Annotated in this window: 23 protein-coding genes; 12 read left to right on the top strand and 11 right to left on the bottom strand. The window is 62.5% G+C overall.

Going from position 1 to position 25,422, the window contains the following annotated elements:
* Nucleotides 1-74: 74 nt before the first annotated feature.
* Together CO657_RS31455 and melA are read right to left on the bottom strand one after the other, a co-directional pair.
* Nucleotides 75-2,165, bottom strand: a complete 2,091-nt coding sequence (locus CO657_RS31455; RefSeq protein WP_054184102.1) for an ABC transporter substrate-binding protein — start codon at nt 2,163-2,165, stop codon at nt 75-77.
* Nucleotides 2,166-2,289: 124 nt separating this feature from the next.
* Nucleotides 2,290-3,756, bottom strand: a complete 1,467-nt coding sequence (gene melA, locus CO657_RS31460) for an alpha-glucosidase/alpha-galactosidase (protein ID WP_054184132.1) — start codon at nt 3,754-3,756, stop codon at nt 2,290-2,292.
* A 245-nt stretch (nt 3,757-4,001) separates the two neighbouring features.
* Between melA and CO657_RS31465 the strand changes: the two genes are divergently transcribed.
* On the top strand, nt 4,002-4,844 hold the full coding sequence (locus tag CO657_RS31465) for an AraC family transcriptional regulator (RefSeq protein ID WP_003595176.1): 843 nt from the start codon (nt 4,002-4,004) through the stop codon (nt 4,842-4,844).
* An 87-nt stretch (nt 4,845-4,931) separates the two neighbouring features.
* Here CO657_RS31465 and CO657_RS31470 read toward each other — a convergent pair whose 3' ends face one another.
* Nucleotides 4,932-5,993 (bottom strand): class I SAM-dependent methyltransferase, encoded by a 1,062-nt coding sequence (locus CO657_RS31470; RefSeq protein WP_054184101.1) that lies wholly within the window; start codon nt 5,991-5,993, stop codon nt 4,932-4,934.
* Nucleotides 5,994-6,255: 262 nt separating this feature from the next.
* Between CO657_RS31470 and CO657_RS31475 the strand changes: the two genes are divergently transcribed.
* From CO657_RS31475 to CO657_RS31495, 4 genes are all read left to right on the top strand, one after another.
* A complete protein-coding gene (locus CO657_RS31475) occupies nt 6,256-6,573 on the top strand; it encodes a helix-turn-helix domain-containing protein (protein WP_003595174.1) in 318 nt (105 codons plus the stop codon).
* 3 nt (nt 6,574-6,576) lie between these two features.
* Nucleotides 6,577-6,837: a hypothetical protein gene (locus CO657_RS31480; RefSeq protein ID WP_037074441.1), complete on the top strand. Its 261-nt coding sequence runs from the start codon at nt 6,577-6,579 to the stop codon at nt 6,835-6,837.
* 9 nt (nt 6,838-6,846) lie between these two features.
* Nucleotides 6,847-7,086 carry a hypothetical protein gene (locus CO657_RS31485; RefSeq protein ID WP_003595168.1) on the top strand — a complete coding sequence of 80 codons (240 nt, stop codon included), beginning with the start codon at nt 6,847-6,849 and terminating at the stop codon, nt 7,084-7,086.
* 155 nt (nt 7,087-7,241) lie between these two features.
* Nucleotides 7,242-9,803 (top strand): GcvT family protein, encoded by a 2,562-nt coding sequence (locus CO657_RS31495; protein ID WP_054184100.1) that lies wholly within the window; start codon nt 7,242-7,244, stop codon nt 9,801-9,803.
* 4 nt (nt 9,804-9,807) lie between these two features.
* On the opposite strand, the gene CO657_RS31500 is transcribed toward CO657_RS31495, so the two are convergent.
* Nucleotides 9,808-10,554 (bottom strand): phosphatase PAP2 family protein, encoded by a 747-nt coding sequence (locus CO657_RS31500; protein ID WP_054184099.1) that lies wholly within the window; start codon nt 10,552-10,554, stop codon nt 9,808-9,810.
* A 230-nt stretch (nt 10,555-10,784) separates the two neighbouring features.
* Here CO657_RS31500 and CO657_RS31505 point away from each other — a divergent pair, with 230 nt between their 5' ends.
* Both CO657_RS31505 and CO657_RS31510 read left to right on the top strand, forming a co-directional pair.
* Complete coding sequence (locus CO657_RS31505) at nt 10,785-11,318, top strand: cytochrome c oxidase subunit II (protein ID WP_054184098.1); 534 nt, start codon at nt 10,785-10,787, stop codon at nt 11,316-11,318.
* A 157-nt stretch (nt 11,319-11,475) separates the two neighbouring features.
* Nucleotides 11,476-12,015 (top strand): hypothetical protein, encoded by a 540-nt coding sequence (locus tag CO657_RS31510; RefSeq protein WP_054184097.1) that lies wholly within the window; start codon nt 11,476-11,478, stop codon nt 12,013-12,015.
* A gap of 31 nt (nt 12,016-12,046) precedes the next feature.
* On the opposite strand, the gene CO657_RS31515 is transcribed toward CO657_RS31510, so the two are convergent.
* From CO657_RS31515 to CO657_RS31535, 5 genes are all read right to left on the bottom strand, one after another.
* A complete protein-coding gene (locus tag CO657_RS31515) occupies nt 12,047-13,540 on the bottom strand; it encodes an HAL/PAL/TAL family ammonia-lyase (RefSeq protein ID WP_054184096.1) in 1,494 nt (497 codons plus the stop codon).
* The gene (locus CO657_RS31520) at nt 13,537-14,313 is read right to left on the bottom strand and encodes an ABC transporter ATP-binding protein (protein ID WP_003595156.1); all 777 of its coding nucleotides are present in this window, start codon (nt 14,311-14,313) and stop codon (nt 13,537-13,539) included. Before CO657_RS31520 ends, CO657_RS31515 begins: the two co-directional genes overlap by 4 nt.
* Nucleotides 14,314-14,340: 27 nt before the next feature.
* A complete protein-coding gene (locus CO657_RS31525) occupies nt 14,341-15,045 on the bottom strand; it encodes an ABC transporter permease (protein WP_054184095.1) in 705 nt (234 codons plus the stop codon).
* Between the two features lie 10 nt (nt 15,046-15,055).
* Nucleotides 15,056-15,781 (bottom strand): ABC transporter permease, encoded by a 726-nt coding sequence (locus tag CO657_RS31530; protein ID WP_054184094.1) that lies wholly within the window; start codon nt 15,779-15,781, stop codon nt 15,056-15,058.
* A 105-nt stretch (nt 15,782-15,886) separates the two neighbouring features.
* On the bottom strand, nt 15,887-16,729 hold the full coding sequence (locus CO657_RS31535; RefSeq protein ID WP_054184093.1) for a transporter substrate-binding domain-containing protein: 843 nt from the start codon (nt 16,727-16,729) through the stop codon (nt 15,887-15,889).
* Nucleotides 16,730-16,923: 194 nt separating this feature from the next.
* Here CO657_RS31535 and hutC (CO657_RS31540) point away from each other — a divergent pair, with 194 nt between their 5' ends.
* Nucleotides 16,924-17,679, top strand: a complete 756-nt coding sequence (hutC, locus tag CO657_RS31540; RefSeq protein WP_054184092.1) for a histidine utilization transcriptional repressor HutC — start codon at nt 16,924-16,926, stop codon at nt 17,677-17,679.
* A gap of 32 nt (nt 17,680-17,711) precedes the next feature.
* Here the strand turns inward: hutC (CO657_RS31540) and hutC (CO657_RS31545) are convergent, their stop codons facing one another.
* Together hutC (CO657_RS31545) and CO657_RS31550 are read right to left on the bottom strand one after the other, a co-directional pair.
* Nucleotides 17,712-18,434 carry a histidine utilization transcriptional repressor HutC gene (gene hutC, locus CO657_RS31545; protein WP_054184091.1) on the bottom strand — a complete coding sequence of 241 codons (723 nt, stop codon included), beginning with the start codon at nt 18,432-18,434 and terminating at the stop codon, nt 17,712-17,714.
* Between the two features lie 60 nt (nt 18,435-18,494).
* Nucleotides 18,495-19,841 (bottom strand): formimidoylglutamate deiminase, encoded by a 1,347-nt coding sequence (locus CO657_RS31550; protein ID WP_054184090.1) that lies wholly within the window; start codon nt 19,839-19,841, stop codon nt 18,495-18,497.
* 121 nt (nt 19,842-19,962) lie between these two features.
* Between CO657_RS31550 and hutI the strand changes: the two genes are divergently transcribed.
* From hutI to hutU, 4 genes are all read left to right on the top strand, one after another.
* Nucleotides 19,963-21,225 (top strand): imidazolonepropionase, encoded by a 1,263-nt coding sequence (gene hutI / locus CO657_RS31555; RefSeq protein WP_054184131.1) that lies wholly within the window; start codon nt 19,963-19,965, stop codon nt 21,223-21,225.
* Nucleotides 21,222-22,757, top strand: coding sequence for a histidine ammonia-lyase (hutH, locus tag CO657_RS31560; protein WP_054184089.1), 1,536 nt, complete (start codon nt 21,222-21,224; stop codon nt 22,755-22,757). The genes hutI and hutH overlap by 4 nt, the downstream gene beginning before the upstream one ends.
* A gap of 153 nt (nt 22,758-22,910) precedes the next feature.
* Nucleotides 22,911-23,714: an N-formylglutamate deformylase gene (hutG, locus tag CO657_RS31565; RefSeq protein WP_054184088.1), complete on the top strand. Its 804-nt coding sequence runs from the start codon at nt 22,911-22,913 to the stop codon at nt 23,712-23,714.
* A 30-nt stretch (nt 23,715-23,744) separates the two neighbouring features.
* On the top strand, nt 23,745-25,418 hold the full coding sequence (gene hutU, locus CO657_RS31570) for a urocanate hydratase (protein ID WP_054184087.1): 1,674 nt from the start codon (nt 23,745-23,747) through the stop codon (nt 25,416-25,418).
* Nucleotides 25,419-25,422: the final 4 nt, after the last annotated feature.

A 25,422-nucleotide genomic window follows, 5' to 3' on the forward strand; every position in this document is an offset into this window, starting at 1 on the left:
AGCGCGGCCGGCTCGTTGGTCATATCAGGCCGCGCGCCACGCGCGGCCTGAATCTCGCTTCAGCTGGGAGGGAGCTAGTTGTTGACGGGACCCTTTTCGCCGGGCTTGCCGGGCAGCTGTTCGGGGAACAGCTCGTATTTGCCCTGCTTGTCGGCGGCCACCCACAGGCGTTCGCGGATCACCGAATCTTCAGCCCAGTTGAACATGAAGATCGGGGTGCCCTGCGGCACGTTGGAAAACCGCTTGTTGATGATCAGGGCACCAGGATATTCCGTCAGACCCACGGTGTTGACGTGCTCCGTCGAGATCTTCTGGTACTGTTTCATCAGGGCGACGCGGGCGTCATTGTCCGGGCTCGTCGTGAACTTGGCGACAATGTCGTTCAGTTCCTTTTCGAACGGCATCAGATCGAGCTGATCGTCCTTGCCGGCGCGGTGGTGCCAGCTGGTGCGGGGACCGATCGGCGCAAGCTGCTCGGTATTCTGCACCACCGACGACAGTTCCGTCGTGTTGCGCTGGATCAGCCAGTCGAAGCGGCCGGCATAGTGGGCGTCGTCACGCTTCGGGCCGTCGAGCGCATTGATGACGATCTTCAGGCCGAGCTTCTCCATCTGCGCGACGACACCTTCGGCAAGGCTCTTGTCGGTCGTGTACTGATTGTTGATCAGCATGACGATTTCGACATCCTTGCCGCCGGCCGTGCCGGCCGGGAAGTTCACGATGCCGTTGCCGTCCGTATCCTTGAGGCCGGCTTTGGCCAGTTCCGCCTTGGCGCCCTTAAGATCGAAGGGATAGTAGACGGTAGAGTTGCGGTCGTAGAAGCTGGTGCCGGAGGAAAGTCCGCCCGGGTAGATCGCGGTGAATGGTCCCTTGACCAGCGAGTCGCCGATCGCCTTGCGATCCAGCGCCATGGTGACGGCCTTGCGGAAGTCCTCATTGCGGTTCAGCTCGCGGATCGCCTGGCCGCGTTCGTCAGGGTTGCCCCAGCCGTTGGCGGAGAAGTTCATGCGCAAGTTATAGCCGATGAGGCGCGGGCCGAAAGCCAGACGGGCGGGCGCGGTTTTCTCGGCGGCGCGCTTCAGCGAGGCAACGAAGTTTTCCGGCTGCTCGAGATTGGAGATGTCGGCGGATCCGGCCACGGCCTGAACGTCGCGGTCGGCCCAGGTCGAGAGCTTATAGTGCAGCTCGTTGAGATAGGGCAGCTGGTTACCCTTCTCGTCGACCTTCCAGTAGTAGGGGTTGCGGCGCATGACGATGATGTCGTCGGAGCGATATTCGACCGGCACCCAAGCGCCCATGACCGGCATGTTCATGAACTCCGGCGGGAAGGCGTTCTTGAACTGGTCGTAGGTGTTCTTCGAGTATTTTGGATGCTGGGGTTTTAAGATATGAGAGGGACCCGGGCAGAAGTTCGGGTAGGACATCGTGTAGAGATATTGCTTCGGGAAGGCCTCCTTGAAGGTCCATTCGACGGTGTAGTCGTCGATCTTCTTCAGCGTCGTGCCGACGCCGAAAGCCTCAGGCGAGGCGCCGCCGCCGAGCGGCGAGACGTTCGGATCGATGACTTCGTCGTCCCAGTAGAACATGATGTCGTCGGCATTGAAGGGCGCACCGTCCGACCATTTGGCGCCTTCGACCAGGTGCATGGTCAGCTTGTGGCCGTCTTCAGACCAATCCCAGCTCTTGGCAAGGTTCGGCAGCGGTTCGGTGTCCTTGGCTTCCACCTGGAACAGCGGGGCGGTGCGCGTCAGGCATTCGGAAAGGCCGATGTCGATGCCGCCCCAGCCCTGCGTCTGGCCGGCGCCGTAGTTCCAGCCTTCCGGCCGGCCGCCGATGACGTGGCGCATCGTATCGCCGTAGACACCGATGCCGTCGGGCATGTTGCCCGTCTTGAAGACCATCGGCTCCTTTGGCAGACGGTCTTTGACCGCCGGCAGTTTGCCGGTGGCGACGAAATTCTTCGTGACCCAGTCGGGCTCGTGATATTCGGGTAGCGCCTTGAACTCCAGGATGGAGTCGCGCGCCACATATTTGATCTTGCCTTCCGCCGGGAAGTCCGCCGGCGCCGGCGGAACCGTGGCTTCGGAGGCATATGCATTCAGCGCCAGGACTGAGACGCCGAGCGTCAGTCCGGCCAGAATGCCAAGTTTGCGAAATTTCATCATCGTTTCTCCCTCTTGTTCCGGAGCGCGGGGCACGCGGCTCCTGTTCCTCAAACGGCGTGAAAGTGGGCCGGCGGCCCATGGGTTTCCCTCCCGGAAACCCATGACGACCCCTCCTTCACGATAATCAGACGGCCTGTTTCAGCGCCGCCTTTTCCGCGCGCAGCTCTTCGATCGAGCGAACGTTGCGGCGTGCGGCACCCGCCCAGTCGCGGGTCTGCACCTTGGATTTCGACAGCCGCTCCTTGGCGGCCGGCACGGCGTCGGCATATTGCGGCAGCCAGCGCGCCTGGGCAACGACCATCTCGTCTACCATTTGCCAGACCTCCTCAGGCGTCGCCACGGCGCCGACCAGAGGGTCGTGCAGCACGGCAAGCTTCAAGAGATCGATGTCGCCGGATATGGCGGCATGCACCGACATGCGCTGGACATTGATCGAGGCGATGCAAGTGGCGGCACAGGCTTCCGGCAGGGTAACGCCCGAGACCATATTGATGCCGAAGCGGTCGACGAAGCCCGGCGATTCGATGATCGCATCGGAGGGCAGATTGGTGATGACGCCGTTGTTCTTGACGTTGAAATGGCCGCGATAGACCCGGTTGGTCTCCAGCGCCTCGAGGATGTGGCTCGCATGTTCGTTCGAGCGCCTGGCCGGATCGATCGGCTTTGAAGCGGATTCCAGGAACTGGGGGAATTCCGTCTCGAACCAGTTGCGCGTTTCGGTGGAATGGCGGAGGTAGCCGCCAGTCTCGCCGTGGATCCAGTCGGACATATCGATCCAGCGGGTGATTTCCTCCGGCCGTTTGCGGTACCAGGGCAGGTATTCCGAAAGGTGGCCGTTGCTCTCGGTGGAATAGACGCCGAACCGCTTCAGCACGTCGATGCGCAGCTTCTCCTGCTGCGAATAGACCGGATGCGCCTCGAAGGCGGCGATGAGCTCGTCCTTGCCGATCCTGCGGCCGTTGAGGCGAAGGTCGATGAACCAGGTCTGGTGGTTGATGCCGGAGCAGACATAGTCGAGTTCACTCAGCGACTTTGCGCCGAGCACCTCGGCGATCTGCTCGGCGCCATGCTGGACGCCGTGGCAGAGGCCGACGGTATCGACCTTGCCGTATTCGATCGCAGCCCAGGTGTTCATGGCCATCGGATTAGCATAGTTCAGGAATTTCGCGCCGGGCTCGGCGACCTCTCTGATATCCTTGCAGAAGTCGAGGATCACGGGAATGTTGCGCTGACCATAGAGAATGCCGCCGGCGCAGATCGTATCGCCGACGCACTGGTCGATGCCATATTTCAGCGGGATCCTGATATCGTCGGCATAGGCTTCGAGGCCGCCGACCCGCACACAGCTGATGATGTAGCGGGCGCCGGTCAGCGCCTGGCGCCGGTCGGTCGTCGCCGTCACCTTGGTCGGCAATCCGTTTGATTCGACGATCCGGTCGAGGATCGCCTTGATCATCTCGAGATTATGCTCGCTGAGATCGGTCAGCGCGAATTCGACGTCGCGAAACTCCGGAACGCACAAAATATCGGTGAACAGCTTCTTGGTGAAGCCAACGCTGCCCGCACCGATGATAGCGATTTTGAAACTCATGATCTTCACCTCGACCCATTCGAATGCTACAGAAAAGATGCTTATGGAGGATCGGCCCGCATGCCGGAACATGAGGCTGAAAACGCCGAAAAACTGCCTGTTTTCCTCCCGGCCGCTCTCTCGACCGTGGTCCCTTCCCTGTTTGTCGAGCGGGATTATGCCCGAAATCGGCAAGGCCACCAGAGAAGGATTATGCTTTCAGGGGTAATTTTGTGCTGCAAAATTTGATTGCAAACGGACAGTCGATGAGGACCGTTTCGCTGCCCCGCGGCAGGCAGCGATTGCATGCCATGCCGACCAGCTCCGGCTATGAAGTGCGCGAGAACGAGCCCTATGACTGGGATGGCCGCAGGCGCGGCCAGACGCCCTTCACCGTGTTGCAGCACACGATCAGCGGCACCGGCCGGCTGCGCTACCAGAATCGCAATTATCGGCTTCAGGGCGGCGACACGCTGCTGGTGCTCGTGCCGCACAACCACCGCTACTGGCTGGAGAAAGGCGACCGCTGGGAATATTTCTGGATTTCGATGAATGGCGAGGAGACGCTACGCATCCACCAGCTGGTCCTGTCAACCGCCGGGCCGGTGCTGAAACTGCAGCCCTCGACCATCGATCATCTCGCCGATTGCAGCCTGCGCCTCGTGACCGGCGCCACCTCGCCGGGGGCCGCCTCGGCGATTGCCTATGAGGCGGCGATGGCGCTCTATGACGACGTCTTCGGGTCGCCGGCCTTTGCCGCCGAGCTCAGCGTCATGCAACCGGTGATCGACCATATCAACGCCAATCTGGAAAAGCCGCTACCAGTCAGCGAACTCGCCGGCATCGTCGGCCTCAGCCGCGCCCATTTCTCGCGCAGCTTTGCCGAGAGCGAGGGCATGCCGCCGGCCGAATTCGTGCTGCAGCAGCGGCTGCAGCGCGCCGTCAAGCTTCTGACGAAGGCAGACTTCCTGCCGGTTAAGGAAGTCGCCATCATGTGCGGCTTCGAGGATCCCAACTATTTCTCCAAGGTCTTCCGCCGAGTCTACGGCACCAACCCGACGGAATTCCGCACCACCGGCATGTATGCCAGCATCGGCAAGCTGAGATAGCTGCCGCCTGCTTTCCCTAAAGCTCTTTGTTTTGATGGATGTCATAATCCCGGAACCGCTGCACATTTCCGGGCGACATGCATTAGGTCAGGCCCGCACCTCGAATACCATGTTGAACGGCGTTTCGGTGGCGCGGCGGAAATGCGTGAAGCCGGCATCGAGCGCCACCTTGCGCAGCTTCATCTCTCCCGCCTGGGCGCCGAGCCCGAGCCCCACCTCCTGCGACAGCGACGCCGGCGTGCAGATCATCGTCGAGGCGCCGTAATAGACGCGGCCGACGGGATTGAGATTGTCCTTGAGATGATCATGGGCAAAGGGCTCGACGATCAGCCACGTGCCGTTCGGCCCAAGCGTTTCCTTGACATGCTGGCCGGCGCCGACCGGATCGCCCATATCGTGAAGGCAGTCGAACATCGCGACCATGTCATAGCCGCGGCCTGGAAATTCCGCCGCCCGGCTCTGCTCGAACGTTACCCGATCAGCAACGCCGGCGTCTGCGGCGGCGGCCGTGGCTTTTTCGATCGACGGGCCGTGATAGTCGAAGCCGGTAAAGCGCGACGCCGGATAGGCCTGCGCCATCAGGATGGTCGAGGCCCCATGGCCGCAGCCGACATCGGCAACACTGGCGCCGGCCTTAAGCTTTTCTTCGACCCCGGCAAGCGCCGGTATCCATTCGGCGATCAAATGGCTGTTATAGCCCGGACGGAAGAAGCGCTCGGTTCCTCTAAACAGGCAGGTGCTGTGCTCGTGCCAGCCGAGGCCCTTGCCAGTGCGGAAGGCCTCAGTGACTTTCGGCTCGTCCATCCACATCGATTGCACGACCTCGAAGGCGCCGACGAAGAAGGCCGGGCTGTTTTCCTCGGCAAAGACCATCGCCTGCTCCGGCGTGAGGCTGAAACGGTCGGTTTTTTCGTCATAGGTAATATAATCAGCCGCCGCCTGGGCGCTCAGCCATTCCCGGAGGTAGCGCTCCTTCACCCCGGTCTTTTGCGAAAGCTGTTGGACGTTCATCGGCGTGCCATCGGCCATCGCCTTGAAAATTCCTACCTTGTCGCCAAGCACGACCAAGGCGCCCGACATGGCGGCGCCGACATCGCCGACCAGCCGGCCAACCAGTGCATCGAGTTTCTGCATATCCGGCTCACGCATTGTTTCCTCCCGCGCGCGTGTTTAAGATGTTTAAAAATTAGACTTTAATAATATTCAGTCAATCAACCTTTCCTTTCCGCAGATGAGCAGCAGTATTAAGTTCGAAAGAATCCAGAAGATTTCCGCCGGCATCACGTATCTGCCCGCAGCGCTCATTAAGGAGACCGAATTGGAACGGCGGCAAGCGCCTGCCCGTGTTTACCATCACCTGGTTCGGAAACTTCGCGAGGCAGAATCACACTTTTGATGTAGGGTTATCACTATGTGCCTATCTTCCGCTCAATGCCGCGCCGCGCGCGCCCTTCTGGCCTGGTCGCAGGATGATCTTTCTTCGGCGGCCAACGTCGCCAAGGCGACGATCGCCAATTTCGAGGCCGGCAAACGCTCGCCCTATGACCGGACCCTTCAGGACATGAAGCAGGCCCTGGAAGCAGGCGGCGTCATTTTCATTCCGGAAAACGGTGGAGGGGCCGGCGTCCGGCTTGCCAAACGTGCAAATTCGATCGACACCAATGAGACCGAAACGGTTCAATATGAAGAATATCTCGAAAACGACGCGCCGCCTGGTGCGGGTGGCTGAATGATGACGAAAAAGCAGAAGCTCGAACACTCGGAGCTGGCCGGAGAATTCACCGATGACGGGGTCACCGTGCTCGTCGATATCTTCCGCACATCCGGCAGCAATGAAGACTGGACGATGGAAGTGGTGACGCAAGCCGAGGATCTGATCCGCTGGGACGAGCCCTTTGCCACCGACCGGGAAGCCTTCGACGAATTCCTGGCCGTGGTGGCGCGCGACGGTCTGCGATCGTTTCTCGACGATGACGAACCGTCCGTCCACTGAGGAAAATTCGTGAAAAGCATCAATGATCTCGTCGCCTCGGCGAAAACCGTCTGCGATCGGTACCGGGCCGGGCGGATGGAGCGGGAGACCGTCCGCGAATGGGTCCTCGGGCTTGGCGCTTATCCAGGCCCGCATGGAGACCGCGTGCGCGAAGCGGTGGAATGGTTCCGCCTGCACAATCGCGAGCCCGTTTCCGACGACATCGTGCTCGTGGATATCGACCGGCTGCGGGCGATTGCAGCGCCGTGATCCCGGGGGCGCCCGGCGTGCGCGGCTGGCGCAATCACGCCGGTCCTCGGCGGCGTAGGACCATTGGCGATCATGAGCCTCATGCATAATGCCCACGTCGCAAGTCGAGGGCGGCTGGCAAAATTAGTTCGTCCGATCAGTAAAAGGAACAGCACGTGGCAGCATTTCCGGAAAAGGCAAAGGTCGTCATCATCGGCCTCGGCGGTATCGTCGGCGCCTCCATCGCGCATCATCTCGTCGAGCGCGGATGGGACGATATTGTCGGCATCGACAAGTCCGGCATCCCGACCGATATCGGCTCGACAGCCCATGCCTCGGACTTCTGTTACACCACGAGCCACGACTATCTCTCGGTCTGGACCACGCAATATTCGATCGATTTCTACGAGAAGATGGGCCATTACGCCCGCATCGGCGGTCTCGAAGTGGCGCGCACCGGTGACGACGCCTGGATGGAAGAGATCAAGCGCAAGCTCTCCTCAGCACGCGCTTTCGGCACGCGCGCCCATTATGTCAGCCCTTCCGAGATCAAGGCGAAGTTCCCGCTGATCGAGGAAGATCAGGTGATGGGCGGCCTTTACGATCCGGACGCCGGCCTCGTCATTCCGCGCTCGCAGACAGTCGCCGGCAAGCTGGTGGATGCCGCTGAAAAGGCCGGCAAGCTGCAGGTGTTCGGCAACACGCCGGCAAAGTCGCTGATCGTCGAAGGTGGCCGCATCAAGGGCGTCGTCACTCATCGCGGCACGATCATGGCCGACCACGTCATCGTCTGCGCCGGCCTCTGGGGCCGCCTGATCGCCGAGATGGTCGGCGAAGACCTGCCGGTCATGCCCGTTGATCACCCGCTCACATTCTTCGGTCCCTATAACGAGTTCGAAGGCACCGGCAAGGAGATCGGCTTCCCGCTGCTGCGCGACCAGGGCAACTCCGCCTATATGCGGGATACCGGAGACCCGGCGACGACCGAGGGCGGCCAGATCGAGTGGGGCTATTACGAAGCCAACAATCCGCGCATGTGCCATCCGCGCGATCTTCTCGAAAAACACGAAGCCCGCCTTTCGCCCTCGCAGCGTGACCTCGAGATGGAACAGATCATCGAGCCGCTCGAGCGCGCCATGGAGCTGACGCCGATCCTCGGCGAACTCGGCTATAACGAAGGTCACTCCTTCAACGGCCTGCTGCAAGTCTCCGCCGGCGGCGGCGCATCCTGCGGCGAAAGCCAGAAGGTTCGCGGGCTCTGGTATTGCGTCGCCATCTGGGTCAAGGACGGCCCGGGCTACGGCAAGCTGATCGCCGACTGGATGACCGACGGCCGCACTGAAATCGATCACAACAGCATCGATTACGCCCGCTTCTATCCGCATCAGTTGACCGAAGAATTCATCGAGGGTCGCTGCTTCGAAGCCGCCCAGAAGATCTATTTCCCGGCTGTTCACACTCGCGAACCCTATGCGTCCGGCCGCAACGCTAAGCGCTCGCCCTTCTACGAGCGCGAAAAGGAACTGGGCGGCTATTTCATGGAACTCGGCGGCTGGGAGCGTGCGCATGGCTACGCCGCCAACGAGCACCTTCTGGAAAAATATGCCGACCGCGTGCCCGTTCGCGAGAACGAATGGGACAGCCGCCATTTCTGGCGCGTATCGAATGCCGAGCATCTGGCGATGAGCGAGGATTGCGGCATCGTCAATCTCAGCCACTTCCACATGGTCGATATCGAGGGACCTGACCATGTCGAGCTCATGGAATGGTTGTGCGCCGCCAAGATCGGCGGCGATGCCAACATCGGCAAGGGCGTTTACACCCACTTCCTCGACGACGAAGGCATGGTCCGCGCCGACTTCACGGTCTTCCGCATGGCCGACCGCTGCCGTCTCGTCAACGGCGCCGATGCCGGCCCGCGCGACCTGCACTATATGAAGCGCGTCGCCCAGGACCGCGGCCTTGACGTCACCATCACCGACGTCTCGGAAAAATTCGTGACGATCGGCATCTGGGGCCCGAACGCACGCGATACGCTGAAAAAGGCTGTCGCCGATCCGGCCGGGCTTGACCAGGAAAACTTCGCCTTTGCGGCGATCAAGCCGATCGAAATCGCCGGCAAGCCCGTCACCGCTTTCCGCATCTCCTATGTCGGCGAGCAGGGCTGGGAACTGCACATGAAGTACGAAGACGGCCTCGCCGTCTGGGATGCGCTGCGCGCGACCGGCGTGATGGCCTTCGGCGTCGAAACCTATGCAAACTCGCGCCGCATGGAAAAGAGCCTGCGCCTGCAGAACGCCGACCTGCTCACCCAGTACAACCTGATCGAAGCCGATCTCGCCCGTCCGAAGGTCAAGGAAGCCGATTTCCGCGGCAAGGCAAAACATCTGGAATACAAGGCGCGTGACCACCAGCCGGCCATGCTCTGCACGCTTGTGATGACCGAGAATACCGACAAATCGGGGGTGAAGCGTTATCCGCTCGGCAACCTGCCGGTCGTCGACCCTGCAACGGGAGAAGTTCTGGTCGACGAGCTCGGCCGCCGGTCCTACACGACCTCGATCGCCTACGGCCCGACGGTCGGAAAGAACATTGCTCTGGCCTATCTGCCCTGGTCGCATTGCCAGGTCGGGCGCAAGCTGAATATCGAGTACTTTGCCGAGACCTATCCGGTGGAGGTTGTCGGCGTCGGCTACAAGCCGATCTACGACCCGGAAAACCTGAAACCCCGCACCTGATGACTCAAGCGCTTGTGCCGCCGACGCCATTTCCGGCTTCGGCGGCAGCGTCAGGCGCGCGGCTCGGAATGAACCGCTTAGAGATCAGCCAGCAGCCGAGCGCCCAGAGCGCACCGGCGCACCATCCGGCAAAGACGTCCGTTGGGTAATGAACGCCGAGATAGATCCGGCTCAGACCGATGATGACGGCCAGGAAAACGCCGGCGAACATGACGAAGATTCGCGTCGACCGATAACGCTGCGTGCGCGCCAGCAGCGCCCCGAGCGTCAGATAGGTCACGGCCGAGACCATGGCGTGGCCAGAGGGAAAGCTGAGATCGCTGACCTCGACCAGATGCGGGACGATGTCTGGGCGCGGCCTGGCGACCAGGATCTTCAAGATCGTGCTCGCCAGCCAGCCGGTCAGCACCGAAGAAAGGACGAAGATCGCGATCGGCCAGCGCCGGTCGAGCAACAGATAGACGGTGACGAGCACCGTCATCAACGAGAGGACGGTGACACCGCCGAGGCTGGTGATATCGCCGACGGCATGCGTCAGCCAGCCAGGCCCGATCGGCACGCCAAGCTCACCTCGCCGTCGCAACGCCAGCAGGATCGTTTCGTCGAAACGGAACGTCTCGCCTTCGAGGACCTCGCTCGTCAGCCGCTGCAGCACGAATAGCCCGCCAGCGACCGCTGCCAGCATGATCAGCGTCAGCGGCTCATATGCAGTGAGCCTTGCCAAAAATCCGCGTCGTTGAACCTCACTCATGCCTGCCGTCACGCTCCTCCACTTCATGTTGATCTACGGCAGATCGGCAAGGCGAGCCGCAAATTCAAGCCCTTGCGGCGCAGAGGAGCACTACCACCCCCCCCAACCCGCTATCTCGCGGCGAACGACCAAGTCATTCTGCGCGTCGCGGGTTGCCAATTGGGATGTCGGCGGTGATAGAGGATGAAGAACATTCATGGCGACGTTTTTGGTTCAGGTGGGAGGTTTCCTTGCTGGGGCTCAATCGGAAAAAAACTGCTTTTATTGGCTTTTGCATTCTCGCCGGTCTCGCCCCGTGTTCAGGGCAGGCGATCGGAAGCAATCCGAACTCTCGCTCGCCTATCGACCTCGTCCCGGGCCTAGTTCTACCTCTCTCGGATTCGTCTCTTGCAGATCCCGACCTTTCGATCACGATCATCGGCTATCGGCATGGCTGGCGCTACCGCATCGAGCAGAAAGATATCAGTCGCTGTTTCGCCGGCAAAGTGCTTGTCCTGCCGCAAGGAAAGATCGTGCAGCTCAAAATCACATCGGACGATGTTTTTCACGAGTGGGCGGTGCCGGCCCTAAATCTGAAAACGGATGCCGCTCCCGGTCTGTTGAGCTTCGTCGCGGTGGACACGAAAGTGGCCGGATCGTTTCAAGGGGGAGCGACGAGAATGTCGGGTCACAGATATAAGAGGATGGAATTCGAGCTGCGTATCATTAAAGCGGATGCCTATCAGGCCTGGGAGAAGGCTCTGCCCACCTCATGCGAGGAGTAAGGGGATAAAGGAGTAAATCATGTTCCGTCTGAAAATCGCTCACATTTTTTAGCACCATGCTTCAGGCCGCAGGCGTCGGACGCTCCCAGCCGGTAGCAAAAGCTCAACCTTCTTTTGTTATGGATGGAGCCGATTTGTCCTGGAGATGGTTTCGGCGATGAAAATTCTGACAGCGGTGGTTCTGATTGCGGCCCTGCAGCCGGCCGCTGCTTTGGGCGAGACCGAATGGATGGGCGGCGCAAGACAGTGGTCGGTCGGCTTCTCGAGCGAGCGCCCTGCCTATTGCCGGCTGCTGTGGAACAGCGAGCTCGGCAAGACCATGGAATTCCGCCAGAGCGCCACCGAAACTTTCTGGCTGGTCACCAAGGACAGCTGGGACATTCCGGCCGGCACCACCACCGAGGTGACGCTGACCGATCGTTCTATGACGAAAGTGGTCGCCGCCGAATATTTCGACAAGACCACGCTCCGTCTCTGGCCGCCGGCCAGCAAAGGAAGCGGCGGCGTGAAGAAGATCATCAAGAATTCCTTTGCCGGAACCCCTGACGTACAGGTGACCTTTGCCGGCAACGAAGGCGACTGGACGCTGCCGCTGTCGCGGGTGGATCAGCTCTACCCGACGTATCGTGATTGCCTCAAACGGCTTGAAGCCGGCGAAAAAACCAAGCAGGATTCGGCCACCAGCAAGCCGTTCTAAGAATTTTTTCTCGCTCACACCATTTTCTGGTTCAGACGATTGCCGGCGGCACCGTCTCGCGGATCAGGCTGCGCACGGCCTCGATATCGCCGTTGAGCGGCCGCTCGTCGCCATAATGGGAGACACGCTCCCGCACCGCCCGATAGACGAGATCCGTACCTGGCGCCCGCGGCGCCGTCGCCGCCAGGAAATCATGCGCCTGGGCCCCCGCCATCAGCTCGATCGCCAGGATATATTCGGCATTGTCGATGACGGCGAGCAGCTTGCCGGCGGCGGCTGTCGGATGTGCGAGGAAATCCTCCTGCAGGCCGGAGGTGAGGCCCCCGTCCATGGCCGCGGGTACGGCGAGCCGGCGGTTTTCGTTGCTGAGGGCTGCCGCGGTATATTGGGCGATCATGAAGCCGGAATGGCTGCCGGCGTCACTCGCCAGAAAGGGCGGCATGCCGCTCACCAGCGGGTTGACCAGCCGGTCCATGCGCCTTTCGCTGATCGCGCCGATCTGCGCCAGAGCAATGGCGAGGCTATCGGCCGCCTGCGCCAGGGCCGGGGCGACGGCGTGGGCCTCTGAGGAAACGATGGGGTGCTCCGGCGTGCCTGAGACAGCCGGATTGTCGGTGACCGAGGCAAGTTCCTGATCGGCGATGCGGGCGGAATTGTCGAAGACATCGCGGGCGGCGCCATGGGCATGCGGCACCGAGCGAAGGCTCAGCGCATCCTGGGTGCGCCGGCCGAAGGCGGCGGCGATAAGGCCGCTGTTCCGAAGCCTAGCGCGCAAGGTGGCGCCGACCTTTTCGATCCCGGCAGACGGGCGCAGCGCCAGCACGGCTTCGTCGAAGGCGGCGATCTGGCAGCCTGCCGCCTCAAGCGTCAGCGCCGCGATCACATCGGCCCAGTCGAGCAGTTTTTCGGCGCGCAACAGCGCGATAGCCGTCAGGCCGGTGGCGCAGGCGGTGCCGTTGACGAGACTCAGGCCCTCCTTGGCGCCGAGCACCAGCGGTTCGAGGCCAATCGCGGCCAGCGCCTCGCGGCCGCTCAAGCGCCGACCGGCAAGTGTCGCGCTGCCTTCGCCGATCAGAACCAGCGCGGTATGGGCATTGTGGGTGAGATAACCGGCCGAGCCCTTGGACGGCACATCGGGAATACAGTCATGCTCCAGCATCGCGGTGAGATGCTCGACGATCTCACGCCGTACACCGGAATGGCCATGGGCGAAATTGGCGATCTGGGCGGCGATGATGGCGCGCACCTCGCTAGCCACCAGCAGCGGCCCGACGCCGCAGGCGTGGCTGAGCACGATGCTGCGCGACAACAGGCTCTGCGAGGCCCGGTCGACGACCGTATCGGCAAGCGCCCCGACGCCGGTGTTGACGCCATAGGCGCGCACGCCGGTTTCGACGATGCGCGCGACGATGCCGCTTGCCTGCTCGACCCGCGCCCAGGCGGCCGGCGACAGCGACATCGCCTCCCCTGCCCCGACACGTGCGACATCGCGCCAGGTCAGCACGGTCTCGATGGTGATCGTCATTGACCGCTTCCGAAATGGCCGATGAACTGGCGGAAGGCGGGCGTGGCGCCGCCGGTGAACATGTCGTCGGGCTTGCCACTGCTTTCGACCAGCCCTTCGCGCATGAAGACGACGCGATTGGAGACGTTGCGGGCAAAGCTCATCTCATGGGTAACGACGAGCATGGTCATGCCTTCTTCGGCAAGCGCGCGCATGACGCGCAGCACCTCGCCGACGAGTTCCGGATCGAGTGCCGAGGTCGGCTCGTCGAACAGCATGACCTTCGGCTTCATCGCCAAAGCGCGGGCGATTGCGGCGCGCTGCTGCTGGCCACCAGAGAGATGGGCGGGATAGGCATGGCGTTTATCGGCGATCCCGACCTTTTCGAGCAGCGCTTCGGCCTCGGCGATGCAGTCGGCGCGCGGCCGCTTCAGCACATGGATCGGGCCCTCGATGACGTTCTGCAGGATCGTCATATGGGACCAGAGATTGAAGGACTGGAACACCATGCCGAGTTCGGAGCGGATATGGTCCACCTGCTTCTGGCTCGCCGGTTTGCTGCGCCCGTTCTTGTGCACCATCTCGATGTGCTCGCCATCGACCCAGATCTCGCCGTCGCTTGCGGTTTCGAGCATGTTGATGCAGCGCAGAAAGGTGGATTTGCCTGAACCGGAGGCGCCGAGCAGCGAAATTACATCGCCGTCTTCCGCATCGAGGGAAATGCCGCGCAGGACCTCGTGCGTGCCGAAGCTCTTGCGGATATTGCGGACCGAAAGTCGGGTAACGCCTGGCATGATTGCTCCAATCGGTTCAAGAACTACCTAGGCCTTCAGCGGCTGCGGGGCCGCGCGGCGGTGTCGGGACAGCGAATATTCGAGCAGGGCCATGCCCTGCAGGATGATGAAGTTCAAAAGGAGATAGATGATCGCCGCGCAAAGGAAGACTTCCATCGTGCGGTAGGTCTGCGAGATCAGCCGCTGGGCGACACCGGTGACCTCCCAGACAGTGACGAGGCTTGCGAGCGCCGTCGACTTCATCATCAGCACGATCTCGGTGGAATAGGCCGGCAGCGCATGGCGAAAGGCGATCGGCGCCAGGATGCGGCGCACCAGCAGGAAGCCGGACATGCCGATCGAGCGCGCCGCTTCGATCTCCTTCGGCGAAACGGCCCGAATGCCGCCGCGAAAGATCTCCGCCGTGTAGCCGGCGGTGCAGAGCGCCAGCGACAGCACAGCGCAGACCATCGGCTCGCGCAGGAACGGCCAGAGGAAGGAATAGCGGATGACGCTGAACTGGCCGAGGCCGTAAAACACCAGGAACATCTGGATCAAGAGCGGCGAGCCGCGGAAGACGAAGATGTAGCCCTTCGCAAAGCCGGACAGCACGCGGTTGCCGCTGACCCGCATCGAGACGATGACGAGCGCCAGCAGACCGCCGAAGAAGATCGACAGCGAAAACAGGATCAGCGTCGTCGGCACGGCCTTGAGAAGAGTGACCATGGTTGACGCAAGAAAGGTGAAATCCATCGTCGCCTCCTTACGCCTGGCCCATGGCGGATGCCGGCATGCTGCGGTTGGCGCGGCGTTCGGCACCGTTGAAGATGCGGTCGGAAAGGCTGGTCAGGATCAGATAGAGGCAGCCGCCGGCGATGAAGAACAGGAAATATTGCCGGGTCGAACCCGCCGCCACCTGGCTGGTGCGCATCAGTTCGGCAAGGCCGGTGACCGAGATCAGCGCCGAATCCTTGAGGCTGAGCTGCCAGACATTGCCGAGGCCGGGAATGGCCAGCCGCAGCACCTGCGGCATGATGATGCGGCGAAAGCGCAAGGCGCGATGCATGCCGATCGCCGAGGCCGCTTCAAGCTCACCCTTGGAGATGGCGAGGAAGGCGCCGCGGAACACCTCCGCCTGATAGGAGCCGGAGATGATGCCGACGGCAAGCGCGCCGGCGGCAAAGGAGGGCAGGCCGAGGAAGCCCTCGTAACCCATCGCCTTGCCGATCGAGGTGATGGCCGAGGAGCCGCCGAAATAGATGAGATAGATGATCAGCAGTTCCGGCACGCCGCGAAACACGGTCGTATAGACGTTGCCGAGCGCGACGAGAAAGGGATTGCCGGAGAGCTTCGCCCCCGCGACGATCGCGCCGAGCACCGCGCCGATCGCCAGCGCCGTCGCGGTGACGGCGAGCGTCATCAAGGTGGCGAGAATGAGCAGCGCGCCCCATCCCGTCGAGCCGAAGCCAAGCAGTTCCAAGCTTGCCATATCGTCCGTTCCCCGTCCGTGGCAGTATTTTCTGGATCGAGAATAACACGCGGTCCCCGGCGACAAAGCCGGGGACCGGCGCCTGCGGCCAAAAGGCCGAAGCGCTTACTGCTGCGGGCTGACGTCGACCTGAAACCACTTCATCGAGAGGTTCTTGACGGTGCCGTCGGCGAGTGCGGATTTGATTGCCTCGCTGAACTTATCGCGCAGATCGGTATCGGCCTTGCGGACGCCGAGGCCTTCACCCTCGCCCCAGATCGAGCCGACGATCTCCGGGCCGGTGAAGTCCAGCGCGCCGTTGGCGCTCTTGAAAGCATTGGCGAAATAGACGGCGTCGTCGAAGCCGAGATCGATGCGGCCGTTCTGCAGGTCGAGGTCGCGGTCGGCGCCGGTCTTGTACTCGCGGATCTCGGCAATATCGCCGAAATTGTCATAAACGAACTTGGCGTAGACGGTGGCTGCCTGGATGCCGATTGTCTTGCCCTTGAAGGCCGCCTTCAGCGCATCGATCTCCTTCACGCCGGTCTGGCCGGGCGTCATCTTGATCGTGGCACCGGTGCCGGCGGCCTTCGCCAGCGGGCTGTCCTTGGCGGTGGCGAAGGCAGCGGGCGTGGCGGCATAGGGAATTGTGAAATCGATCACCTGCCTGCGCTCTTCGGTGATCGACAGCGCGTCCATGATGACGTCGAACTTGCCGGCGTTCAGCGCCGGGATCATGCCGTCCCAATCAGAAGCAACGAGCGTGCATTCGATCTTGGCACGTTCGCAGAGCACTTTTGCAAGCTCCGGCTCGAAGCCGCCGAGCGTGCCGTCGGCATTGGTGAGGTTCCAGGGCGCATAGGCGCCCTCAAGTGTGATGGTCGCCTTCGTCCAGTCCTTGGCGAAAGCGGGTGCTGCGAAGGCGGAAAGAGCGGCGACGCCGCAAAACAGGATTGTGCTGAATTTCATTGATGAATTCTCCTCTGGAGTTGAAACAGACCTTGCGGCACCACGCCGATCTCCGCCGGCTTGCCCATTCCGTCCTATTTCTGTGTCCAGGACCGATTGGGGGGTTGTATATGGTACCATATGAGATATTTTGTGATATGCAAGAGGAAAGTCGATTTACGTGGCGAATTCCATTCGTGCAAAAGGAATAGGCAATGAAGCGTTCCGGCGAGATGAAGCGCGAACTGGCTGAAAATGATAGCACGCCGCTTTATGCCGGCGTCAAGCAGGTGATCCTCGACCGTATCCACAGCGGCGAATGGCCGCCGAAATACCGCGTGCCGTCGGAAAACGAGCTGGTCGTCGAGCTCGGCGTCAGCAAGATGACCGCCAACCGAGCGCTGCGCGAACTGGCCAACGAAGGCGAGCTCGTCCGCATCCAGGGCGTCGGCTCCTTCGTCGCCGAGCGCAAGGGCTATTCGGCGCTGTTCGAAGTGCGCAACATCGCCGAGGAAATCGCCGAACGCGGTCATGTCCATGAGGCTTCCGTCATCGTGCTCGCCCAGGAAACCGCCTCTCCGGAGATCGCCGACGCGCTCGAACTTGCGATCGGTGCGGCGGTCTTCCACTCGCTGATCGTCCACAGCGAAAACGGCGTCCCGGTGCAAATCGAGGACCGTTTCGTCCATCCGGAGGCCGCTCCCGAATATCTCGACCAGGATTTTTCGACCTTGACGCCGAACGCCTACCTGACGGCGGCGGCACCACTCAGCGGCTCCGAACACGTGGTCGAGGCCGCAATGCCGCAGGCCTGGGAATGCAAACTCCTGACCATCCTCAAGACTGAACCCTGCCTGACGATCCGCCGGCGCACATGGTCGGCAAAACAGGTGGTCTCGACTGCCCGCCTCGTCTATCCCGGCTATCGCTACCGGCTTGAAGCGCGCAGCGGCAAGATGTTCGAGGAATGAAAACAGCGCTCGTGTTGTATATGGAACTTGGGTTACTGTGAGGCCGGCGTGAAACGCGCCACCAGGGCGTGGCGATCGCCGGGATAGGTGAAGCGCACATGCGTCACCGGGCCGGCGCCGCTCCAGGTGCGGCGTTCGACGACGAGACAAGCGGTGTTGCGGGCGATATCGAGGGCGGCTGCCACCTCCGCGTTGGCGGAGACGGCGTGGATCCGGTGTTCGGCCGTACTCCACGGCACCTGGTTGAGTAGCCAGGGACCCGGCGCCACCGTGTGAAAATCGGCATCGGCGGCCTCAGGCACTGTCGCAAGGCTGATCAGCCGCTCCTCCAGGCAGAAGGGCCGCGTGCCGGCATTGTGGATGCAGACGACCTCGATGACCGAGGACGCCACAGGCAGCTCCAGCCGGCGGCTGTCTTCGGCCTTGGCCTTACGGCTCGCCGTCTTCGAAACCGCGTAGGAATAAGGCAGGTTCAGCGACTGCACCTCGGCCTTGATATCGTGGATTTCGAGAACGGCCGATTGCGCCTGCGGCTGGGTGACGAAGCTGCCGGATTTCTTGCGGCGCTCAATGAGACCGGCCTTGGCGAGCTGGGTCAGTACCTTGTTCACCGTCATGCGCGAGACGTCATATTGGGTGGCGAGATCGACTTCGAAGGGGATGCGATGCCCCGGCGGCCATTCGCCCGAGACGATACGGCCCTCGATCTCGCCGAGGATGCGCTGGTGCAAGGTGGGATCCCTGCTTTGGTTCATCGCCACGTTCCCATTGATCTCCCGCTCTAGAGCGAATGCCCGCTCATGAAAAGCGCTTTTTCAGCCAGCCAGCAATTCGCCCATCGCGGCGAGGAACCGCCGGTCGATGGCCTCGCGCCCGACATGACGCCCGCCCGCCACCTGCTTGCGGCCACGCGCCCAGACGCAATCGACCGAAACGCCGCCGGCAAACAGCCAATGATCGAGGATCTGGTCGCCGCAGAGATAGGGAACGGCTGAAGCATCGAGCGAAACGAGATCGGCGTGATGGCCTTCTACGAGACCGGCCGGGGCTTTTAGCGCCGCACCGCCGCCGGCAAGCGCCTGGTTGAACAGGCAAAGCGCCGTCGAACCGCCGGGGGCTGCGACGACATTGCGGGCACGCAGCGCCAGGCGCTGCGAATATTCGAGCTGGCGCAGCTCCTCCGTTACGGAGATCAGCACGTTGGAATCCGAACCGATGCCATATCGTCCGCCCTCTTGAAGGAAAAGCGGCGCGGCAAAGGCGCCGTCGCCGAGATTCGCTTCGGTGATCGGGCAAAGGCCGGCAATCGCGCCGCTCTTTGCCATCCGCCGCGTCTCGTCCTCGGTCATATGCGTCGCATGGATCAGGCACCAGCGCTGATCCACAGGCATATGATCGAGCAGCCATTCCACCGGCCGCGCGCCCGACCAGGCGACGCAGTCCTCGACCTCCTTCACCTGTTCGGCGACATGAATATGGATCGGGCCGTCGCCCGCCAGCGGCACTAGCTTCGCCAATTCCTCGGGCGTTGCAGCGCGCAGGCTGTGTGGCGCAAGCCCGAGTTCGGCGCCGTCGAGCCGGCCGGTCACCCCCCTGCATCCCTCCATCAGCCTTTCGAAGCTGTCGAGCGAATTGATGAAGCGCCGCTGGCCGTCGATCGGCTGAGCGCCGCCGAAGCCGGAATGGGCATAAAAGACCGGCAGCAGGGTCAGGCCGATGCCGGTCTGCTGACTTGCAGCACCAATACGTTCGGCAAGCTCGACGATGTTGGCATAAGCGCCGCCATCCCTGTCGTGATGGAGATAGTGGAATTCGCCGACGCGGGAAAAGCCCGCCTCCAGCATCTCCGCATAAAGCTTGGCCGCGACCGCCTCGACATGTTCAGGCGTCATCGCCAAAGCCAACTTGTACATGACCGTGCGCCAGCTCCAGAAGCTGTCGTTTGCCGGGCCGCGGACTTCGGCAAGACCGGCCATCGCCCGCTGGAAGGCATGGCTGTGCAGGTTGCCCATGGCCGGAACGATCAGAACATGGCGTTCATCACTGGGCGCGGCGGAAACGCCCGCTTCGATCCGGGCGATGCGCCCGGCTTCGAGCGTCAGCCGCACGTCCTTCTGCCAGCCTTGCGGCGTCAGAGCTGCGCTTGCGTGAAGTATGGTCATGGCCTTCTTCTCCTCCTGCGGCGCTGCCGATCTTTCTTTTCCAGAAGAGCGCGCAAAATTTCTCTTGTCACCTGTTGATTATGTATATACATGTTTTGGCATAAGGAAAGGCGCAAAGCTGATGACCGGGAACAATTTTTCAGAGGAAACCGCATCCGCCGACGTCAGGCCGGCGCTATGGCGCAATGCGCGCCTGGCGACGCTTGCGCCTGACAAAGCGGGGCTCGGCATCGTCGAAAAGGGCGCCGTTTTGATCGAAAACGGCCGCATCGCCTTTTCAGGCGCCGAAAGCGAGCTGCCGGCATCGGCCATCGAACATTCCGAGATCGTCGACCTCGAGGGCCGCTGGGTAACGCCCGGCCTCGTCGACTGCCACACCCATATCGTTCACGGCGGCAATCGCGCCCGCGAATTCGAGATGCGCCTCGAAGGCGCGACCTATGAAGAGATCGCGCGGGCCGGCGGCGGCATCGTCTCCTCGGTTCAGGCGACCAACGCGCTGTCGGTCGAGGAACTCGTCGCCACGGCGCTGCCGCGCCTCGATACGCTGCTTGCCGAAGGCGTGACCACGCTCGAGATCAAATCCGGCTATGGCCTCAACCGGAGCGGCGAAGTGAAGATGCTGCAGAGCGCCCGCCTGCTCGGCCATGTCAGGCCGGTCCGCGTCGCCACCAGCTATCTCGGCGCCCATGCGACGCCGGTCGAATATAAGGGCCGCAACGGCGACTATCTCGACGATGTCGTGCTGCCCGGTCTCGACGACATGTATAATCTTGGCCTTGCCGACGCGGTCGACGGCTTCTGCGAAGGCATCGCATTTTCGACTACCGAGATCGCCCGCGTCTTCGACAAGGCCAAGGCACTCGGCCTGCCGGTCAAGCTGCATGCCGAGCAGCTCTCCAATCTCGGTGGCGCCAAGCTGGCGGCCGCCTATGGCGCGCTGTCCGCCGATCATCTGGAATATCTCGACGAAGAAGGCGTTGCCGCAATGGCCGCGGCCGGCACCGTCGCCGTGCTCCTGCCCGGCGCCTTCTACGCCATCCATGAAAAACAGAAGCCGCCGGTGGAAGCGCTACGCCGGGCCGGCGTGCCGATCGCCATCGCCACCGATTGCAATCCCGGCACCTCGCCGCTCACCTCGATGCTGCTGACCATGAACATGTCGGCGACGCTTTTCGGCCTCACCGTCGAGGAATGCATCGCCGGCGCCACCCGCGAAGGCGCCCGCGCGCTCGGCCTTATCGGCGAGACCGGCACGCTCGAAGCCGGCAAATCCGCCGATCTCGCCGTCTGGAATATCGAGAGCCTCGCCGAGCTCGTCTACCGCATCGGCTTCAACCCGCTTCATGCACGCGTCTTCAAAGGCGAAAGGAACGGTCAATGACCATTACGCTCCACCCGGGCTCCGTCTCGCTCAAGGATCTCGAGACCATCTATTGGACCGGCGCGCCGGCCAGGCTCGATCCCGCCTTCGATGGCGGCATCGCCAAGGCCGCCGCCCGCATCGCCGAGATCGCCGCCGGCAATGCGCCGGTTTACGGTATCAATACCGGCTTCGGCAAACTCGCCTCGATCAAGATCGACAGCGCCGACGTCGCCACGCTGCAACGCAATCTCATCCTGTCGCATTGCTGCGGTATCGGCGCGCCGCTGCCGGAGAATATCGTTCGGCTGATCATGGCGCTGAAGCTGGTTTCGCTCGGCCGCGGCGCCTCCGGCGTGCGGCTGGAGCTGGTGCGGCTGATCGAAGGCATGCTGGATAAGGGCGTCATTCCGCTGATCCCGGAAAAGGGCTCGGTCGGCGCCTCCGGCGATCTTGCCCCGCTTGCACATATGGCGGCGGTAATGATGGGCGAGGCCGAAGCCTTCTTCGCCGGCGAACGTCTGACTGGTGCCGAAGCCCTGGAAAGGGCCGGACTGAAACCGGTCGTGCTTGCTGCCAAGGAGGGTCTGGCGCTGATCAACGGCACCCAGACCTCCACGGCCCTGGCGCTTGCCGGTCTCTTCCGCGCTCATCGCGCCGCGCAGGCGGCTCTCATCACCGGCGCCATGTCCACCGATGCCGCCATGGGCTCGTCGGCGCCTTTCCATCCGGATATTCATACGCTGCGCGGCCACAAGGGCCAGATTGACACGGCATCCGCCCTTCGCGCCTTGCTCGAACAATCGGTCATCCGCCAGAGCCATATCGAGGGCGATGAGCGCGTGCAGGATCCCTATTGCATCCGCTGCCAGCCGCAGGTCGACGGCGCCTGCCTCGATCTCTTGCGCTCGGTCGCCCGCACGCTCGAAATCGAGGCCAATGCGGTCACCGACAATCCGCTGGTGCTGTCGGACAATTCCGTCGTCTCGGGCGGCAATTTCCACGCCGAACCCGTCGCCTTCGCCGCCGACCAGATCGCCCTTGCCGTCTGCGAAATCGGCGCGATCTCGCAGCGCCGCATCGCGCTGCTGGTCGACCCGGTGCTTTCCTACGGCCTGCCGGCCTTCCTCGCCAAGAAGCCGGGCCTGAATTCCGGCCTGATGATCGCCGAGGTCACCTCGGCGGCGCTGATGTCGGAGAATAAGCAGATGTCGCACCCGGCCTCGGTCGATTCGACGCCCACCTCGGCCAACCAGGAAGACCATGTCTCGATGGCCTGCCACGGCGCCCGCCGACTGCTCGGCATGACCGAGAACCTGTTCGGCATCATCGGCATCGAAGCGCTGACCGCCGCCCAAGGCGTCGAACTGCGCGCGCCGCTGTCGACCAGCCCGGAACTTTTGAAGGCGATCGCCACAATCCGCAGCAAGGTGCCGAGCCTCGACAGCGACCGTTATATGGCCAATAACCTCGCCGCCTCCGCCGAACTGGTGGCGACGGGCGCGCTGAACGCCGCCGTTTCGAATGGCATCCTGCCGGTTTTGGAAGGTTGAGATGATGATGGAAAAAGTCCCCAACCCAACTCTTCCCCACAAGGGGGAGCGGCTTAACCTCAGGCCCCGCCTGCATTCAGTCTTGAACGCAGAGCATGCGGCTGGCTCTGGCCCCTCCCCCTTGTGGGGAGGGGTTGGGGAGGGGTTTCTGCCATGACCGCACCCTACGAAATTCATCGGGGCACCTCACCCGTCATCCTCGCCTTCCCCCATACCGGCACCGATGTGCCGCCCGGGATCGCCGACCGGCTGAACGACAATGGCAGGATCCTCGCCGATACCGACTGGCACATCCATCGGCTCTATGACGGGCTGCTCGATGATGTCACGACCGTGCGCGCCACCTTCCACCGCTATGTGATCGACGCCAATCGCGATCCAGAGGGCGTCAGCCTCTATCCCGGCCAGAACACTACCGGCCTCGTCCCGGAAACGGATTTCGACGGCAAGCCGATCTGGAAGGATGGGCAGGCGCCTGACGAAGCCGATATTGCCGCCCGGCTGCGGGATTTTCACGCGCCCTATCACGCCGCACTTGCCGCCGAGATCGAGCGTGTCAGAGCAAACCACGGCGTCGCAATCCTCTATGATTGCCACTCGATCCGCTCCCATATTCCCTTCCTCTTCGAAGGCAAATTACCGGATTTCAACATCGGCACCGATATGGGCAAGACCTGCGACGGCGCCATCGAGCAGGCGACGCTGACCGTCGTCGAAGCGGCGCAAGGCTACGACAGTGTGCTTAATGGCCGCTTCAAAGGCGGCTGGACGACCCGCCATTATGGCCGGCCCGAGACCGGCGTCCATGCGATCCAGATGGAGCTCGCGCAATCGACGCATCTCCAGACCGAAACTCCGCCTTTCGCCTATGACAGCGCTAAAGCGGACCGGCTTCGCATCCATCTCAAAGACATTCTGGTGCGCATCGAACAGATCGCACCGGGCCTGAAACGCTGAAGATTGAAACCTGAGAACAGGGGAACCGCCATGAACAATCCACGTCATAATATCCGTGAAATCCGCGCGCCCCGCGGCAACGAGCTCAATGCCAAGAGCTGGATGACCGAAGCGCCGCTGCGCATGCTGATGAACAATCTCGATCCCGACGTCGCCGAAAATCCGAACGAGCTCGTCGTCTACGGCGGCATCGGCCGCGCCGCCCGCACCTGGGAGGATTTCGACCGCATCGTCGCGACGCTGAAGACGCTGACAGAAGAAGAAACGCTGCTGGTGCAGTCCGGCAAGCCGGTCGGCGTCTTCCGCACCCACAAGGATGCGCCGCGGGTGCTGATCGCCAATTCCAACCTCGTACCGCATTGGGCGACCTGGGATCATTTCAACGAGCTGGATAAGAAGGGCCTTGCCATGTACGGCCAGATGACGGCCGGCTCGTGGATCTATATCGGCACGCAGGGCATCGTGCAGGGCACTTACGAGACCTTCGTCGAGGCCGGCCGCCAGCATTACGGCGGCAATCTCAAGGGCAAATGGATCCTGACCGGCGGCCTCGGCGGCATGGGCGGCGCCCAGCCGCTCGCCGCGGTCATGGCCGGCGCCTGCTGCCTCGCCGTCGAATGCAATCCAGACTCGATCGATTTCCGCCTGCGCACCCGCTATCTCGACGCCAAGGCCGAGACACTCGACGAAGCGCTCGAAATGATCGACCGCTGGACCAAAGCCGGCGAAGCCAAATCCGTCGGCCTGCTCGGCAATGCCGCCGAAATCCTGCCGGAAATGGTCCGCCGCGGCATCCGCCCCGACATGGTCACCGACCAGACCTCGGCGCACGACCCGATCAACGGCTACCTGCCGAAGGGCTGGACGATGGCCGAGTGGAAGGCCAAGCGCGAAAGCGATCCGAAGGCCGTGGAAAAGGCCGCACGCGCCTCGATGCGCGAACATGTCGAAGCGATGATCGCCTTCTGGAACGCCGGTATTCCGACACTCGACTACGGCAACAATATCCGCCAGGTTGCCAAGGAAGAAGGTTTGGAAAACGCCTTCGCTTTCCCGGGCTTCGTGCCGGCCTATATAAGACCGCTGTTCTGCCGCGGCATCGGCCCGTTCCGCTGGGCCGCCCTGTCCGGCGATCCGGAGGATATCTACAAGACCGATGCCAAGGTGCGGGAACTGACCCCCGGCAATACCCATCTGCACAACTGGCTCGACATGGCCAGGCAGCGCATCGCCTTCCAGGGCCTGCCAGCACGCATTTGCTGGGTCGGCCTCGGCGACCGCCACCGCCTGGCTCTGGCGTTTAATGAAATGGTCAGGAACGGCGAGCTTTCTGCGCCGATCGTCATTGGCCGCGACCACCTCGATTCCGGCTCTGTCGCCTCGCCGAACCGCGAAACCGAGGCGATGAAGGACGGCTCGGATGCCGTCTCCGACTGGCCGCTGCTGAACGCCCTACTCAACACGGCGTCGGGCGCCACCTGGGTATCGCTGCATCATGGCGGCGGCGTCGGCATGGGCTTCTCCCAGCACTCCGGCGTCGTCATCTGCGCCGATGGCAGCGACGATGCGGCCAAGCGTCTCGAGCGGGTGCTCTGGAACGACCCGGCGACCGGCGTCATGCGCCACGCCGATGCCGGCTACGAGATCGCACTCGACTGCGCCCGGGAAAAGGGCCTGCGCCTGCCCGGCATTCTCGGGAACTAAGACC

The organism is Rhizobium acidisoli (assembly GCF_002531755.2).
Lineage (GTDB): Bacteria > Pseudomonadota > Alphaproteobacteria > Rhizobiales > Rhizobiaceae > Rhizobium > Rhizobium acidisoli.

Coding starts and splice junctions, on each gene's coding strand:
- CO657_RS31455 (WP_054184102.1), bottom strand. CDS start 2,165: ATGATGAAATTTCGCAAACTTGGCATTCTGGCCGGACTGACGCTCGGC.
- melA (WP_054184132.1), bottom strand. CDS start 3,756: ATGAGTTTCAAAATCGCTATCATCGGTGCGGGCAGCGTTGGCTTCACC.
- CO657_RS31465 (WP_003595176.1), top strand. CDS start 4,002: ATGAGGACCGTTTCGCTGCCCCGCGGCAGGCAGCGATTGCATGCCATG.
- CO657_RS31470 (WP_054184101.1), bottom strand. CDS start 5,993: ATGCGTGAGCCGGATATGCAGAAACTCGATGCACTGGTTGGCCGGCTG.
- CO657_RS31475 (WP_003595174.1), top strand. CDS start 6,256: ATGTGCCTATCTTCCGCTCAATGCCGCGCCGCGCGCGCCCTTCTGGCC.
- CO657_RS31480 (WP_037074441.1), top strand. CDS start 6,577: ATGACGAAAAAGCAGAAGCTCGAACACTCGGAGCTGGCCGGAGAATTC.
- CO657_RS31500 (WP_054184099.1), bottom strand. CDS start 10,554: ATGAGTGAGGTTCAACGACGCGGATTTTTGGCAAGGCTCACTGCATAT.
- CO657_RS31510 (WP_054184097.1), top strand. CDS start 11,476: ATGAAAATTCTGACAGCGGTGGTTCTGATTGCGGCCCTGCAGCCGGCC.
- CO657_RS31515 (WP_054184096.1), bottom strand. CDS start 13,540: ATGACGATCACCATCGAGACCGTGCTGACCTGGCGCGATGTCGCACGT.
- CO657_RS31520 (WP_003595156.1), bottom strand. CDS start 14,313: ATGCCAGGCGTTACCCGACTTTCGGTCCGCAATATCCGCAAGAGCTTC.
- CO657_RS31525 (WP_054184095.1), bottom strand. CDS start 15,045: ATGGATTTCACCTTTCTTGCGTCAACCATGGTCACTCTTCTCAAGGCC.
- CO657_RS31530 (WP_054184094.1), bottom strand. CDS start 15,781: ATGGCAAGCTTGGAACTGCTTGGCTTCGGCTCGACGGGATGGGGCGCG.
- CO657_RS31535 (WP_054184093.1), bottom strand. CDS start 16,729: ATGAAATTCAGCACAATCCTGTTTTGCGGCGTCGCCGCTCTTTCCGCC.
- hutC (WP_054184092.1), top strand. CDS start 16,924: ATGAAGCGTTCCGGCGAGATGAAGCGCGAACTGGCTGAAAATGATAGC.
- hutC (WP_054184091.1), bottom strand. CDS start 18,434: ATGAACCAAAGCAGGGATCCCACCTTGCACCAGCGCATCCTCGGCGAG.
- CO657_RS31550 (WP_054184090.1), bottom strand. CDS start 19,841: ATGACCATACTTCACGCAAGCGCAGCTCTGACGCCGCAAGGCTGGCAG.
- hutI (WP_054184131.1), top strand. CDS start 19,963: ATGACCGGGAACAATTTTTCAGAGGAAACCGCATCCGCCGACGTCAGG.
- hutH (WP_054184089.1), top strand. CDS start 21,222: ATGACCATTACGCTCCACCCGGGCTCCGTCTCGCTCAAGGATCTCGAG.
- hutG (WP_054184088.1), top strand. CDS start 22,911: ATGACCGCACCCTACGAAATTCATCGGGGCACCTCACCCGTCATCCTC.
- hutU (WP_054184087.1), top strand. CDS start 23,745: ATGAACAATCCACGTCATAATATCCGTGAAATCCGCGCGCCCCGCGGC.